This is a genomic window from Deinococcus aestuarii (assembly GCF_018863415.1).
Taxonomy (GTDB): domain Bacteria; phylum Deinococcota; class Deinococci; order Deinococcales; family Deinococcaceae; genus Deinococcus; species Deinococcus aestuarii.
Map to the genome: position 1 here is coordinate 1 of NZ_JAHKSN010000024.1, position 12,271 is coordinate 12,271.

13 protein-coding genes are annotated in these 12,271 nt (G+C 70.2%); 6 read left to right on the forward strand and 7 right to left on the reverse strand.

What is annotated here, in order from left to right; genetic code table 11:
- The first annotated feature begins 174 nt into the window (after positions 1–174).
- Positions 175–1,878, forward strand: coding sequence for a VanW family protein (locus IC605_RS20465; protein ID WP_216328452.1), 1,704 nt, complete (start codon positions 175–177; stop codon positions 1,876–1,878).
- A gap of 3 nt (positions 1,879–1,881) precedes the next feature.
- On the opposite strand, the gene IC605_RS20470 is transcribed toward IC605_RS20465, so the two are convergent.
- From IC605_RS20470 to IC605_RS20480, 3 genes are all read right to left on the reverse strand, one after another.
- Complete coding sequence (locus IC605_RS20470) at positions 1,882–2,238, reverse strand: low molecular weight protein tyrosine phosphatase family protein (RefSeq protein WP_216328454.1); 357 nt, start codon at positions 2,236–2,238, stop codon at positions 1,882–1,884.
- A complete protein-coding gene (locus IC605_RS20475) occupies positions 2,235–2,957 on the reverse strand; it encodes a metallophosphoesterase family protein (protein WP_216328456.1) in 723 nt (240 codons plus the stop codon). Before IC605_RS20475 ends, IC605_RS20470 begins: the two co-directional genes overlap by 4 nt.
- Positions 2,958–3,039: 82 nt before the next feature.
- The gene (locus IC605_RS20480; RefSeq protein ID WP_246581115.1) at positions 3,040–3,411 is read right to left on the reverse strand and encodes a hypothetical protein; all 372 of its coding nucleotides are present in this window, start codon (positions 3,409–3,411) and stop codon (positions 3,040–3,042) included.
- A gap of 116 nt (positions 3,412–3,527) precedes the next feature.
- Between IC605_RS20480 and IC605_RS20485 the strand changes: the two genes are divergently transcribed.
- Entirely contained in the window at positions 3,528–3,761 is a 234-nt protein-coding gene (locus IC605_RS20485) for a VF530 family protein (protein WP_216328460.1), read from the forward strand.
- A gap of 255 nt (positions 3,762–4,016) precedes the next feature.
- On the opposite strand, the gene IC605_RS20490 is transcribed toward IC605_RS20485, so the two are convergent.
- Positions 4,017–5,147, reverse strand: coding sequence for a PQQ-dependent sugar dehydrogenase (locus tag IC605_RS20490; protein ID WP_216328462.1), 1,131 nt, complete (start codon positions 5,145–5,147; stop codon positions 4,017–4,019).
- 243 nt (positions 5,148–5,390) lie between these two features.
- Here IC605_RS20490 and IC605_RS20495 point away from each other — a divergent pair, with 243 nt between their 5' ends.
- Both IC605_RS20495 and IC605_RS20500 read left to right on the forward strand, forming a co-directional pair.
- Positions 5,391–5,741 (forward strand): hypothetical protein, encoded by a 351-nt coding sequence (locus IC605_RS20495; RefSeq protein WP_216328464.1) that lies wholly within the window; start codon positions 5,391–5,393, stop codon positions 5,739–5,741.
- Between the two features lie 68 nt (positions 5,742–5,809).
- Positions 5,810–6,226 (forward strand): hypothetical protein, encoded by a 417-nt coding sequence (locus IC605_RS20500; protein WP_216328466.1) that lies wholly within the window; start codon positions 5,810–5,812, stop codon positions 6,224–6,226.
- Positions 6,227–6,389: 163 nt separating this feature from the next.
- On the opposite strand, the gene der is transcribed toward IC605_RS20500, so the two are convergent.
- Positions 6,390–7,715, reverse strand: coding sequence for a ribosome biogenesis GTPase Der (gene der, locus IC605_RS20505; protein WP_216328468.1), 1,326 nt, complete (start codon positions 7,713–7,715; stop codon positions 6,390–6,392).
- A gap of 191 nt (positions 7,716–7,906) precedes the next feature.
- Between der and IC605_RS20510 the strand changes: the two genes are divergently transcribed.
- Positions 7,907–8,629, forward strand: coding sequence for a M23 family metallopeptidase (locus IC605_RS20510; protein WP_216328470.1), 723 nt, complete (start codon positions 7,907–7,909; stop codon positions 8,627–8,629).
- Entirely contained in the window at positions 8,626–9,594 is a 969-nt protein-coding gene (locus tag IC605_RS20515; protein ID WP_216328471.1) for a hypothetical protein, read from the forward strand. Before IC605_RS20510 ends, IC605_RS20515 begins: the two co-directional genes overlap by 4 nt.
- A 59-nt stretch (positions 9,595–9,653) precedes the next feature.
- Here the strand turns inward: IC605_RS20515 and ilvA are convergent, their stop codons facing one another.
- Positions 9,654–11,201: a threonine ammonia-lyase, biosynthetic gene (gene ilvA / locus IC605_RS20520; RefSeq protein ID WP_216328472.1), complete on the reverse strand. Its 1,548-nt coding sequence runs from the start codon at positions 11,199–11,201 to the stop codon at positions 9,654–9,656.
- A 253-nt stretch (positions 11,202–11,454) separates the two neighbouring features.
- The gene (locus tag IC605_RS20525; RefSeq protein WP_216328473.1) at positions 11,455–12,267 is read right to left on the reverse strand and encodes a hypothetical protein; all 813 of its coding nucleotides are present in this window, start codon (positions 12,265–12,267) and stop codon (positions 11,455–11,457) included.
- Positions 12,268–12,271 lie beyond the last annotated feature (4 nt).

Below are 12,271 nucleotides of genomic sequence, written 5' to 3' on the forward strand. Positions count from 1 at the left end.
GCAGGAAATGATACGTCTCGTCATCGACATCACTCGGGTACCCTTGTCGCACCATCCCCCATTCTGCTCACCACAGACCCTCTCCCCTCAACTTGGAACGCCTTTTACACAGCCTCTAGGCCCCTGTACGAAAACCGGCCCCCTCGCCCCCTCCCTCCGCTCTACACTGGGGGGGTGAAGAGGGCTTGGGCCGTGGGTCTGTCTGCCGCCGCGCTGCTGGGCGGCGCACTCGCGCTGGGAGTCGCCGTGGGGGACGGCGGCGGCGGGCGGCTTGCCCCCGGATTGAAGGTCGCCGGGGTGGACGTGGGCGGCCTCACCCGCGAGGCGGCGGCCCTGGCCCTGGAGGAGCGGAGCGCTGCCCCCCGGGTCACGGTGACGGCGGGTCCCCGCACCTGGACGGTGGGCGCCGACCGGCTCGGCTGGCGGGCGGACGTGGGGGCGAGCCTGGACGCCGCGGCGCGGGCGGGCGCCGAGCGCACCGTGCTGGAGCGCATCCGAGGCCTCATCGGCCAGGCGCGGGTGCAGGAGTTCCCGCTGGTGACGAGGGTGGACGCCGCCCGGGCCCGCTCGGGGCTCTCGGCGCTCACCCGCGAGGTCAACACCCAGCCGAAGGATGCGACCGTCTTCTTCGACAAGGCCACCCTCCGCTACGCCGTGACCCCCGACTCTCCGGGCCGCCGCGCCGCCGTCGAGGTGGCCGCGAACGCCTACGCCGCGAACCCCGCCCTGACCACCCTGACCGTGCCCGTGACCGAGTGGAAGGCGCGGTACCCGGCCCGGGCCGTGCGGGCGCACGTGGAGCGCGGCAACCGCCTGATCCGGCCCCTTACCGTGCGGCTGGAGGGCACGGCTCTGGTGGGGGAGCTGAAGCCCCTCCAGGTCGCCAACCTCTATTGGGTGCGCGGGTCGGGCATCGTCCTCGACGACGCGATGGTGCAGGCCGTCTTCAACCGCTTCGCCGGGGAGATGGACCGCCCCGCGCAGAACGCCCGCTACGTCCTGCGGGGCGGTGAGTTCGTGAGGGTGGGGGAGAAGGCGGGGCTCGTCACCCGCAGGGAGGCCGCCCTCGCCGCCCTCCGCAAGGCGATTCTCGACCCGGCGGTCACGACGCTCGTGTTTCCCAGCGAGGTGAGCCGCCCCACCCTGGGCCTCGCCGCGTTGCCCGATCCCGCGGGGCTCGAACTCATCGCCAGCGGGCGCAGCACGTACTTCCGCAGCAGCCCCGAGCGCCGGGCCAACGTCGCCGTCGCCGCCGCGAAGATCAGCGGGGTGGTGGTGCCCGCCGGGGAGGACTTCAGCTTCCTGAACGCGCTCGGGCCGATCACGCCCGGCAACGGTTTCGTGGGCGGGCTGATCATCAGCGGCGGGAGGACGGTGGACGGCCTGGGCGGCGGGGTGTGCCAGGTGTCCACCACGGCCTTCCGCGCCCTGTACTCGGCGGGGCTGCCCGTCGTCGAGCGCAACCCGCACTCCTACCGGGTGAGCTACTACGAGCCGCAGGTGGGCTTCGAGGCCGCCGTGTACGACCCCGGCGTGGACCTCAAGATGAGGAACGACACCGGGGCGCCCCTCCTGATCCGCACCGTGAACGACAACGCCCGCAGCACGCTGGAGGTGCAGGTCTGGGGGGTGAAACCGGAGCGCACCGTCACCGTCCACCCCGCCGTGATCCTCTCTCGCACGCCGCACCCGCCCGCCCAGTACGTGGCGAACCCGGAGATGCGCCCCGGCGCCCTGCGGCAGGTGGACTGGGCCCAGGACGGGTACAAGCTCTCCATCACGCGCACGATCAGGGACGCGGCGGGCACCCGCACCGACAAGGTGGGCACCGAATACAAGCCCTGGCGCGCGGTGTACGAGTTCGGCCCGAGGGACTGAGCGTCACCGGAGCGCCTTCCCCGCCAGCCGCGTGGGGATAAGCCGCTCCAGCAGCGTCACGAGGTCCGGGTCCATGACCCCGTACTCGTCGGGAATGCCCAGGGTGAGGAGGCGGGCGTCGGGCAGGGCGCCCCCCAGCTTCGAGCGTATCCAGTCGCGGTGCCTTTTTTTCATACACACGGCCACGTCCGCCCACTCCAGCAGGTCGCGGGTGAGGGGCGTGTCCGCGTCCCGCGCCGTGCCCGCCGAGGCGACCTCCCAGCCGGGGTGGGTGCGGAAGAGGGCCTCGGCGGTGGGGCTGCGCAGGCGGTTCTGGGTGCAGACGAACAGCACCCGCAGGGGACGGTCCGGGACGGTCAAGGTTCCCGCCCCCACGTCAGCCACTCGGCCTCGAACTCGCCCTGCTCCCGCGGGGCGTGCGCGCGTGCCCACGTGGCGGCGGCCTCCGTGTCGTAAGCCGTGCGGCGGAACTCGGCGGCCCAGGTCCCCTTCCGGCGGGTCAGCAGCACCCAGCGCGCGAGGGGGAGGCCGTCTTTCTGGCGGCTGACCGGGCCCGCGTTCACCACCGTCACCCCGTCCACCACGCTCAGCAGCTCGCGGTGGGTGTGCCCCACGACGCAGACGCGCCCCCCCGAGTCGAAGGTGAAGCTGCCCAGCCGTTCCCTCACCTCCCGGAAGCGGGCGGGCCGGGTGTGCTCGCCTTCTTCCGTGAGCAGCAGGTCCTCCCACGGGCTGCGCGGGCTGCCGTGGGCCACGCGGACCTCGCCGTCCGCCACGTCGAGGAAGGTGGGGAGGGCGGCCAGGCGGCCCGGCACCTCGGGAGGAAGCTGGGCGAGCAGCCACGCACGCATGGTCTCCTTGCCCTCCCGTAGCCCGGCCACGCGCTCGTCGGTGTTGCCGCGCACGGTGGGCGGGGCGTGTTCAGCCTGAAGGGTCCACGCACCCCCCGGGTCCGCCGCGCCCCACACCGTGTCGCCGAGGTTGCAGATCAGGTCCGGGGCCGCTTCCCCGATCTCGGCCAGCACCGCCTCCACCGCGAAACGGTTGCCGTGAACGTCCCCCAGAACGGCGAGTCTCATGCCTTCCTCCCTGCCCGTCGTCCCGGGTCGGTGAACCGTGGGTTTCGTCTGGCGACTGGAAACTGGCGACTGGCCGCCTTCCCTACTGCGGCCTGCGGATCGCCGCGAAGATCAGTCCGAAAAGGACGCAGGTGAACACGATGGCGAAAAGCGAGGCGGTCGCGTTGAAGGTGGGGCGCAGGGCGTCGCCCGTGAAGCGGTAGACGGCGTAGGGGGCGAGCCAGCCCAGGGCGTAGAGCAGGGCACGGCGGGGGTAGGCGCGGGTGGCCGCGGCCTCGGGAAACATGCGGGCCGGGACGATCATGGCGGGGATCAGGAGAAGTTGCGCGAGCCAGAACCACACGGGCAGGTCCCCGAACCCGTACTCCAGCCCGGCGAAGACCACGTTCAGGGCCGCGATGAGGAGGCCCGTCACGAGCATGGAACGAAGCAGCAGCGAGTTCACACCCGGCATGTTCGCACAGACCACCCGGCCCGGCCCGCGTCGCCCGGACCCACCGTCCGCGTGACGCTCCACGCGCCCCGGCGAGCGTCTTGTGGCCGGGGCCACCCGCCTCCATCATGGGCGGGATGACCGACCACGCGCACAAAGACCCCCTCCACGGCGTCACCCTCGAACAGATCGTCGTGCGGCTCGCGGAGCGCTACGGCTGGGCGGAGCTGGGGCGGCGGGTGCCGGTGCGCTGCTTCCAGCAAGACCCCAGCGTGACGAGCAGCCTGAAGTTCCTGCGGCGGGTGCCGTGGGCGCGGGCGAAGGTGGAGGCGCTGTATGTGACCCTGGTGCGTGACGAGCGGGAGACCTGAGAACAGCGACAGCCTCGCGCCCTCACAGATCATTTGACACAAAAATGCTGTCATGTTGAGCGCGGGAGAAGCACCCCCAGGCTGTGTACATGACCCCTCGCTTGCGCTCAGGGAGACGACTGTTCTTCCGTCAAACGTTCTGGGTACTTCTGGGAAGGAGGTGAGTCGTCAGCACGGCGGGGAGCCGTGGTCCGTCATCTCACATGGAGGGAGATCGTCGGACCACTGCCGTCCTTCCGGATGCGGTGGTGAGCCTCAGCGGCTCAGCCTGAGCACCCGCCCGCTGCCGTACTCGACCACGTACAGCTCACCGGCCTCGTCCTCCCCGAAGGCCGAGGGATTTTGCACCTGCCCGATCCTGACCTTGTTCCAGTTCTGCCCGGCCGTGGGGGCGGCCCAGACATTGCCCGAGCCGAAGTCGCCGAAGACGTACCGGCCCTTGAGTGCCGGGACGGCATTGCCCCGGTACACGTACCCGCCCGTGATGCTCTGGCCCTCGGTGCGCCCGTACTGCAACACGGGGTCGGTCAGGCCCTCGGTGCGGCAGCCGTTCGGCGGGTTGAAGCACGAACGGCCCTCGCGGACGCGCCACCCGTAGTTCTCGCCGCCCCGGCTCGCGCGGGGCTGGCGGTCCACCTCCTCGAACTCGTTCTGGCCCACGTCGGCGATGATCAGGTCGCCGGACACGCGGTCGAAGGAAAAGCGCCAGGGGTTGCGCAGGCCGTATGCCCAGATGTTCGGGTTGGCCCCCGCCCGCGTCAGGAAGGGATTGCCGGGGGCGGGCCGGGCCGCGTCGCCGCCCACGTCGAAGCGCAGGATCTTCCCGAGGGGCGAGGCGAGGTTTTGCCCGTTGTCGAGGGGATCGCCCCCCGACCCGCCGTCCCCCAGCCCCAGGTACAGGAAGCCGTCGGGCCCGAAGGCGATCTGCCCGCCGTTGTGGTTGGCGTACGGCTGTTCGGCGGTGAAGAGGACGCGGGCGCTCTGGGGGTCGGCGCGGGAGAAGTCCGGGGTGGCGGTGTAGCGGGCGAGCACCGTATCTCCCTCGCGGTCGGTGTAGTGGACGTACAGGCGGCGGTTGGTCTTGTAGGCGGGGTCGAAGGCGAGGCCCAAGAGCCCGCGCTCGCCCCCCGCGCTCGTCAGGCCCTGGACGTCGAGGAAGGGCTGGTCGCGCAGCCTCCCCCCCTCGATCACCCGAACAAGGCCCGCCTGCTCGGTGGCGTACATCCGGCCCGAGCCGTCGCCCGCGTGGGTGAGGGTGGTGACCTGCTCCAGGCCGCTCACGAAGGGGGTGAAGCGGACCTGCGGCGAGGCGGTGTTCTGGGCGCAGGCGACCGTGGCAAGCAGGGCTGCGAGGGCCAGCGCGGCGGGGAGGCGGGTTGTCGACATAGGCCAGTGTGCCGGGTCGCGGTTACGGGAAGTGTGAGCGATTCGGGGCTCAGTCGTCCTCGTCGTCACCTTCCCCACCACTCGGGCCGCACGCCGCGAGGCTGAAGACGACGAGCCCGCCCAGCATCCACCGGATCCCGTTCTGCATGGGTCACGGTCGACGCGGGCGGGGGGTCCTTGCGTGTGGGGCCGTTGAGGAGGGCGTCCCGTTCTCCGTGCCGCCGGGAGCGGGTAGGCTGGGCCATGACGAAAACGGCGCCCACCCCCGCTTGGCTGGAGAAGTACCGCACCCCCGGCCCCGAACGGCTCAGGCTCCACGCCTCGCTCTTTGTCCTCCTCGCCGTGACCGCCGTGCTGGGCCGCGCCCGCCCGGATGACCTCGGTGTCGGCGGCACGTTGCGCCGGAGCACCTTCGCCCGCGTCATGTTCATGGATGTGGGGGCACTGAGCACCCTCGGGGCGCTCTCCCTCGTGCTGAACGGCAAGACGGCGGTGCGGGTGCCCGCGGCTCTTGCGACGCTCTTCGTCGGGAGCTTCGCGCTGCTGCCCGCGCTGGCGTGGGAGGACTGGGTAGAGATGCAGGAGGAGAAGTGAACTGGCAAAACTTTGGCGGATATGACCCTGCGAGACTCACGCTCTCCTGCTCGTAGGGAGAATCGGGGATGTCGCCGGATACGGAAAGTGAAGCCCAGAGGGACGTCACCCTGCGATATCTCGGAGATGCTGTTCGGGCGTTGGCGCAGCCTGCCTTGGTTCAAAAAGAATTGTGTGCTGAAAATCCTCTGGCTGGTGATGAGCTGGCGGTGGATTTCGAGGCCTGGTATGAGCCCGCGGTTCGCAACGGACTTCTGAGCGACTGGTTGGCGGAGCAACGTGAGGCGATTGAGCAGGTTGACGCCCTTTTAACCAAAATGGCATCGCTGAACGACATGGGGCTATGGACGCAGGAGGCGTTGGAGACGAGCCCGTGGTGGGAAAAAATGCGAGTTGTCGCCCGTCGTCTGCTGATAGCAGTGGGCTGGTCATTGGAACGACCGTTGACCGTAGTGAATGTCATCGTCGTCGACCCAAAGGAGTGAAGGAGTTCTGCTAGACCCCCATGTGGAAGGAGGCGCCTGGAGTGGCAGTGTCATTCTCCGCTTCCGTGGTTGGAACGACTATCCTGCTGCTGGCCGCACTGCGTCGGCGCGGCCGAAAGAAAGCCGCCCAACCCTCCGGACGGCCTCTTCTGACGGGTTCGGCTTACGCCTCCGCCGCCTCCCCCTTCTTACCCCGCTTGTACGGCCCCTTCTCCTTCCACTTCAGGCGCACGGGGACGCCGGCAAGCCCCAGGTCCTCGCGGATGCGGTTTTGCAAGAAGCCCTCGTAGGCCCGGGTCACGAACTCCGAGCGGTTGCAGAAGATGGCAAACGTCGGCGGCGCCGTCTCCACCTGCGTCATGAAGTACATCCTCAGCGGCTTGCCGTGGAAGTTGGGCATGGCCTGACGCATCTGCCAGACCTCCAGCCAACGGTTGAGTTCGGCGGTGGGGATGCGGCTTTGCCACTTCTCGTGCAGCTTCATCGCCTCGGCGAGCATGTCGTGGATGCCGTAGTCGTTGATCGCCGAGGTGTACACGCGCGGCGCGAAGGCGATGTGGTGGAGCTTCTGGTTGAGGTCTTTCTCGGTACGTTTGAGGTCCTCGTCGGGCACGAGGTCCCACTTGTTCACCACGACGATCACGGGCTTGCCGCTGTCGTAGGCGAGGTTGGCGAGCTTGAGTTCGTGGTCGCCGATCTCGGTGGCGTTCACGACGAGCCAGATCAGGTCGCTTCTCCCGATGGCCGCCTGGCTGCGCTGGATCGCGTAGTCCTCGATGGCCGTGTCGGGCTTCTTGCGGATGCCCGCCGTGTCCACCAGAACGAAGCGCTGCCCGCCGTAGTTCCACTCCACGTCGAGGCTGTCGCGGGTGGTGCCGGGCCTGTCCGCCACGATGGCCCGCTCGCTCTGGGTGATGGCGTTCAAGAGACTCGACTTGCCCACGTTCGGGCGCCCGATCAGGCTGATTCGGATGGGCGCGACCTCCGGCACGTCCTCGTCGTCCTCGGGGAGGTGGGTCATCACCCGGTCCATCAGGTCGTCGAGGCCACGCGCGTGTTCGGCGCTGACGGCGACCGGATCGCCGAAGCCCAGGCCCCACAGCTCGGCCAGATACACGTCGTGCTTGGGGCTGTCGATCTTGTTGGCGACGACGATGACGGGCTTGCCCAAGCGGCGCAGCCACTCGGCGACCTCGTAGTCGGCCGCGGACAGACCCTCACGCGGGTCGAGGACGAAGATGACGGCCTGGGCCCCCTCCATCGCCCACTCGGCCTTCTCGCGGATGGCCTGCTCCCACTCGTCCCCGCTCCACAGCCCCCCGGTATCGACCAGGGTGATGCGGTGGTTGTGGTAGAGCATCAGGCCTTCCTTCGCGTCCCGCGTCACGCCCGGGAAATCGGCCACGACGGCCTCGCGCCGCCCTACCAAGCGGTTGAACAGGCTGGACTTGCCGACGTTGGGCCTACCCACGATGGCGACTTTGTGCATGTGGACGCTCCTTTCGGTGTCGAAACTTCCCTGGCGTCAGCAGGAGGTTTCGCCGCTGCCCGCCGCCTGTCTCAAGGCTGGGCGGGCCATAGACCAAGAAGATTAACAGGGAGAGACCTGACGGTTTGAAAGCTGAGTCGCCGTGTAAGCGTCCGCACCGTCTTGAGGGCGGCGGCGGGCGAACATCCCCCATGCGGAAGAGAAGTTGGGGGCTGGGCCTCCTCCTGGCGGGGGGCGGGGCGGTGGCCTGGGCGCACTACGCGCCCGCCCTGCCGGACAGCGCCATAGCGAAACCGTCCCGGCAGTTCGGGCTGCCCTTCGCCGGGGCGCCGGGGCCCGAGACGTGGCTGCTGGGCCAGGGCTACGGCAACACGACGGGGGCGTACCGCCAGCGCCGCTCGACCTACGTCAACCTTCAGGGCGTCCACGCGGGGCTGGACTTCAGCGCCCCCTGCGGCACCCCGGTCCGCGCCATCGGGGACGGGGTGGTCGCCGAGGTGGACGGCCCGCACGGCAGCCCGCCGCACAACGTGGTGATCAACCACGCGGGGAACCTCAGCAGCCTGTACGGGCACCTGCGGGTGCGCTCACCCTTGCGGGTGGGGCAGCGGGTCACGCGCGGGCAGGTCATCGGCGAGAGCGGCGACTCGCAGTTCACCTGCGTGAGCGCCCCGCACCTGCACCTGGAGCTGCGCGACCGCTCGCACCAGCGGTTTTTCAACCCCCTGCCCTACATCGCCGCCGACTGGGATTCCCTGGCGCTGGCGGGCAGCTTCGGGCGCGGCTACGAGTACGACCTCGCCGCGCCCCGCAAGTGGCAGACGCCCGAGTCGCAGCCTGAAGTGCGGCGGGGCGGGCGCATCCTCAACGAGTTCGCCCGTCCGTGGCCGCCCTCGCCGGGAGGTGCCAGGTGAGACGCGCCCTCGCCCTCGCCCTGGCCCTCGCGCTCCCGGCCTCTCCCCTCGCCGCCACCCTGCCGTCGCGGGCCGTGCTCTCGGGAACCTGCTGCCCCGGCGCGGTCTGGACGCCGGACTCCCAGGCCCTGCTCTTCCTCGACGGCCCGCCCGCACGCCCCACCACGGGCATCTATCAGGTGTCGGCGGACGGCGAGACGGTCAACCGCCGCTTCTCCACCGTCGCCTTCTTCTCACCGAAGCTGCGCTGGGCGGTCAGGCCGGGCACGGGGGAGAACACGACCATCGAGCGGCTCGCGGACGGGCGGAGATTTACCCTCCCCACGCGCGGCGGGGACGTGACGTGGACGGCTTCCGAGAACCGCCTCGCCTACACCCGCAGCGACACGGCGGGCAACTTCGACCGCCGCTCCACCCGCGTCTTCGTGGCGGACGCGTTCGGCTCGCCGCGTCAGGTCGCCACCCTGTACGGCGGCGGGATCAACGGGTGGCTGAACGAGACGACCCTCCTGCTGAACGGCAAGCGCAGCGCGGCGAACCGCGACCGCGAACTCTTCACCCTGAACACGCGCACGGGGGAGCGCCGCCCCCTCGCCTCCGCCCTCTCCTTCCGGGGAGTGAGCGCCAGCCCCGACGGTTCGCGCGTGATCTACTACGTCGCCTTCGACTCGGCGGCCCGCAACGGCCTGTGGCTGCGGCCCACCTCGGGCGCCGCGCCGCGCAAGCTGGACGCCTTCGGCTCCTACCGCTGGCGCGACGCCCGGCGCCTCCTCCTGATTCCCCTCAAGGCCGACGGCTCCCCCCACGTCCTGCGCGAGTACGACGCCCAGACGAACGCCTGGCGCACCCTCGGCGACCTCGGCGATCAGGTCCGCCAGGGCGACTGGAACGTCAGCCCCGACGGGAAAAAGGTGTCGTACCTCAGCGCGCGCGACGGAAACGTGCGGGTGGTGGAGCTGCCTTGAGAGCGGTCAGCTTTCAGCCGTCAGCAAAAACGGTTCTGCTGAAAGCTGATGGCTGACAGCTACGTCAAAAACAGCCGGTACGCCGCGTTCCCCGTCATCTCCGTCGCCGGGTAGCCCACCCCCCGGAGGAAGGCGGCGAACGCGCCCAGCTCCTCGTCGGGGACCTGGATTCCGGCGAGGACGCGGCCATGCGCGCTGCCGTGGTTGCGGTAGTGGAAGAGGCTGATGTTCCAGCCCGCGTGGAGGTGGGTCAGGAATTCGAGGAGGGCGCCGGGCCGCTCGGGGAAGGTGAAGGAGTACACCCGCTCGTTCGTGGCCTCGGGGGCGCGTCCCCCGACCATGTGGCGGATGTGGACCTTGGCGATCTCGTTGTCGGTGAGGTCGGTGACGCCGTACCCGTGCGCGGTGAGGGCGTCCACGAGTTCTGACCGCTCGCCGGGGTGCCGGAGCTGCACGCCCACGAAGATGCGGGCCTCGGGACGGGGAGCGTAGCGGTAGTTGAACTCGGTGATGGCGCGCGGGCCGATCACCTCGATAAAAGTGCGGAAGGCGCCGGGCCGCTCGGGAATCGTGACGGCCAGGGTCGCTTCGCGCCGCTCGCCGATCTCGGTGCGCTCGGCGACGTGGCGCAACCGGTCGAAATTCATGTTCGCCCCGCAGGTCAGCGCCACCAGCGTCTCCCCCGCGAGGCCCCGCTCGGCGGCGTACTTCTTCAATCCCGCGACCGCCAGCGCCCCGGCGGGTTCCATCACGGCCCGCGTGTCGTCGAACACGTCCTTGATCGCCGCGCACACCTCGTCGGTGTTCACCCGCACCCAGTCGTCCACGTAGCGCCGCGTCAGGTCGAAGGTGTAGGCGCCCACCTGCTTGACCGCCACCCCGTCCACGAAGATGCCCACGGTGCCCAGCCGCACCCGCGTTCCCGCTTGCAGGCTCTGGTACATCGCGTCGGAGTCGTCGGGCTCCACGCCCACGATCCGCACGTCGGCCCACAGCGCCTTGAGGACCGACGCCACCCCCGCGATCAACCCGCCGCCCCCCACCGGCACGAACACGGTGTAGACTCCGCCCTCGACCTGCCGCAGGAGTTCGAGCGCGATGGTGCCCTGCCCGGCGAGCACCAGGGGATCGTCGTAGGGGTGCACGAAGGTCAGCCCCGACTCGCGTTGCAGCCGGTAGGCGTGGGCCTCCGCGTCGCTGAAGGAGTCCCCGTGGAGGACGACCTCCGCGCCGCGCGACCGGCACGCCTGCACCTTGATCTCGGGGGTGGTCACGGGCATCACGATCACCGCCTTCAATCCGAGTTCCTGGGCGGCGTAGGCGACCCCCTGCGCGTGGTTGCCCGCCGAGGCGCAGATCACGCCGCGGGCGGCCTCCTCGGGGGTGAGGTGGCTCATCTTGTTGAAGGCGCCGCGCAACTTGAAGGAGAAGATGGGCTGCTGGTCCTCGCGCTTGAGCCATACCGTGTTGCCGCAGCGGGCGCTGATGCCGGGCGCGGCGCTCAGGGGCGTCTCCACCGCCGCGCGGTAGACCCGGCTCGTCAGCGCCAACCGCAGCACGTCCTGCGCGTCCAGCGAGCCGGGAGTAAAGTCCTGGGTCTGCGTCATGTCCTCATTCTCCTCGCCAAGAAAAGGCCCCCGCCTCGTGCGCGGGGGTAAACGTGGGGCGCGCGGGCCCCGGCACCGTCAGTCCCCGGGAGCCCGAAAAATTCGCGCCGCCTGCATGGGGAGAGGATAGGGGCGGGGCGGGGCAGCAAGGGGGCGCAGGGGTAGACAAGGGGCGCGGCTTTCCGTCCACGGGTTCGGGCGGTCGGTGGGAACAGGCCCTCTCGTGACGTGGCCCAGGTTGCGGCCCCCGCCCTCAGCGTCCCCTCAACTTCTCGGCCCTGTCCTGCGCGGCATGGGCGAGGTCTTCGAGGGCCTGGACCTGCTCAGAAGGGGTGGTGCCCGTCTCTCCCACCTTCTCGACCACCGCCTCCCCGATGCGGGCCAGGACCCCCAGTTGGCGGGAGTTGGCCTCGTCGAGTTCGGCGATACGTTCCACGACCTCCTCGCCGATCTCGCCCAGCGCCTGCACCTCCTCCTGGGCGCCGAGCTGCCGGATGGCCTCCACCCGCTGGAGGTGATCGGCACTCACCCGCTCCAGCCGGGCGATCTGTTCGAGGGTGTCCGATTGCGCCCGCGCCGCCTCGATGATGGTCGAGAGGGCGCCGACCTGCGCCTGCAACCGCTCGTGAATCCGGCGCAGGGCCTGGACGCTCACCTCGCTCACGGGCGTCCGGGCCACCTCGTCGAGCGCGCGGCGCACCAGCGCGTCGAGGGCCTCGGAGGCGCCGAGCTGTTCCTCGCCGCTCTGGACGATCTCCGAGAGCGCCTGCGCCTGCGCCTCGCGCGCCTCGCCCGGGGCGGCCAGCGGCAGCGTCCGTACCTGCTCGGTCGTCAGGCGCACGACCTGCCGCAGAGCGTCCGTCGCGGCCAGGCCCTCCCGCCCCGCCCGGATGATCGCCTCCAGCGTGCTCGTCTGCGCCCAGCCCGCCGCCCCCACGTGCTCGCGCGCCCGCGCCTCCGCCACCCGGCGCCGATGCTCGCTCACCGCCTGCTGTGCGTTCGCCAGCAGGGCGTCTCTCTTCTCGACCGACCCGTCCACCCGGCCATGTTGTGCCCGGCAGATCATGAGA

What these genes read in the sequence shown, in the direction of transcription:
- IC605_RS20475 (WP_216328456.1), bottom strand. Translation starts at nt 2,957, where the DNA reads ATGAGACTCGCCGTTCTGGGGGACGTTCACGGCAACCGTTTCGCGGTG.
- IC605_RS20480 (WP_246581115.1), bottom strand. Translation starts at nt 3,411, where the DNA reads ATGCCGGGTGTGAACTCGCTGCTGCTTCGTTCCATGCTCGTGACGGGC.
- IC605_RS20485 (WP_216328460.1), top strand. Translation starts at nt 3,528, where the DNA reads ATGACCGACCACGCGCACAAAGACCCCCTCCACGGCGTCACCCTCGAA.
- IC605_RS20490 (WP_216328462.1), bottom strand. Translation starts at nt 5,147, where the DNA reads ATGTCGACAACCCGCCTCCCCGCCGCGCTGGCCCTCGCAGCCCTGCTT.
- IC605_RS20495 (WP_216328464.1), top strand. Translation starts at nt 5,391, where the DNA reads ATGACGAAAACGGCGCCCACCCCCGCTTGGCTGGAGAAGTACCGCACC.
- IC605_RS20500 (WP_216328466.1), top strand. Translation starts at nt 5,810, where the DNA reads ATGTCGCCGGATACGGAAAGTGAAGCCCAGAGGGACGTCACCCTGCGA.
- der (WP_216328468.1), bottom strand. Translation starts at nt 7,715, where the DNA reads ATGCACAAAGTCGCCATCGTGGGTAGGCCCAACGTCGGCAAGTCCAGC.
- IC605_RS20510 (WP_216328470.1), top strand. Translation starts at nt 7,907, where the DNA reads ATGCGGAAGAGAAGTTGGGGGCTGGGCCTCCTCCTGGCGGGGGGCGGG.
- ilvA (WP_216328472.1), bottom strand. Translation starts at nt 11,201, where the DNA reads ATGACGCAGACCCAGGACTTTACTCCCGGCTCGCTGGACGCGCAGGAC.
- IC605_RS20525 (WP_216328473.1), bottom strand. Translation starts at nt 12,267, where the DNA reads ATGATCTGCCGGGCACAACATGGCCGGGTGGACGGGTCGGTCGAGAAG.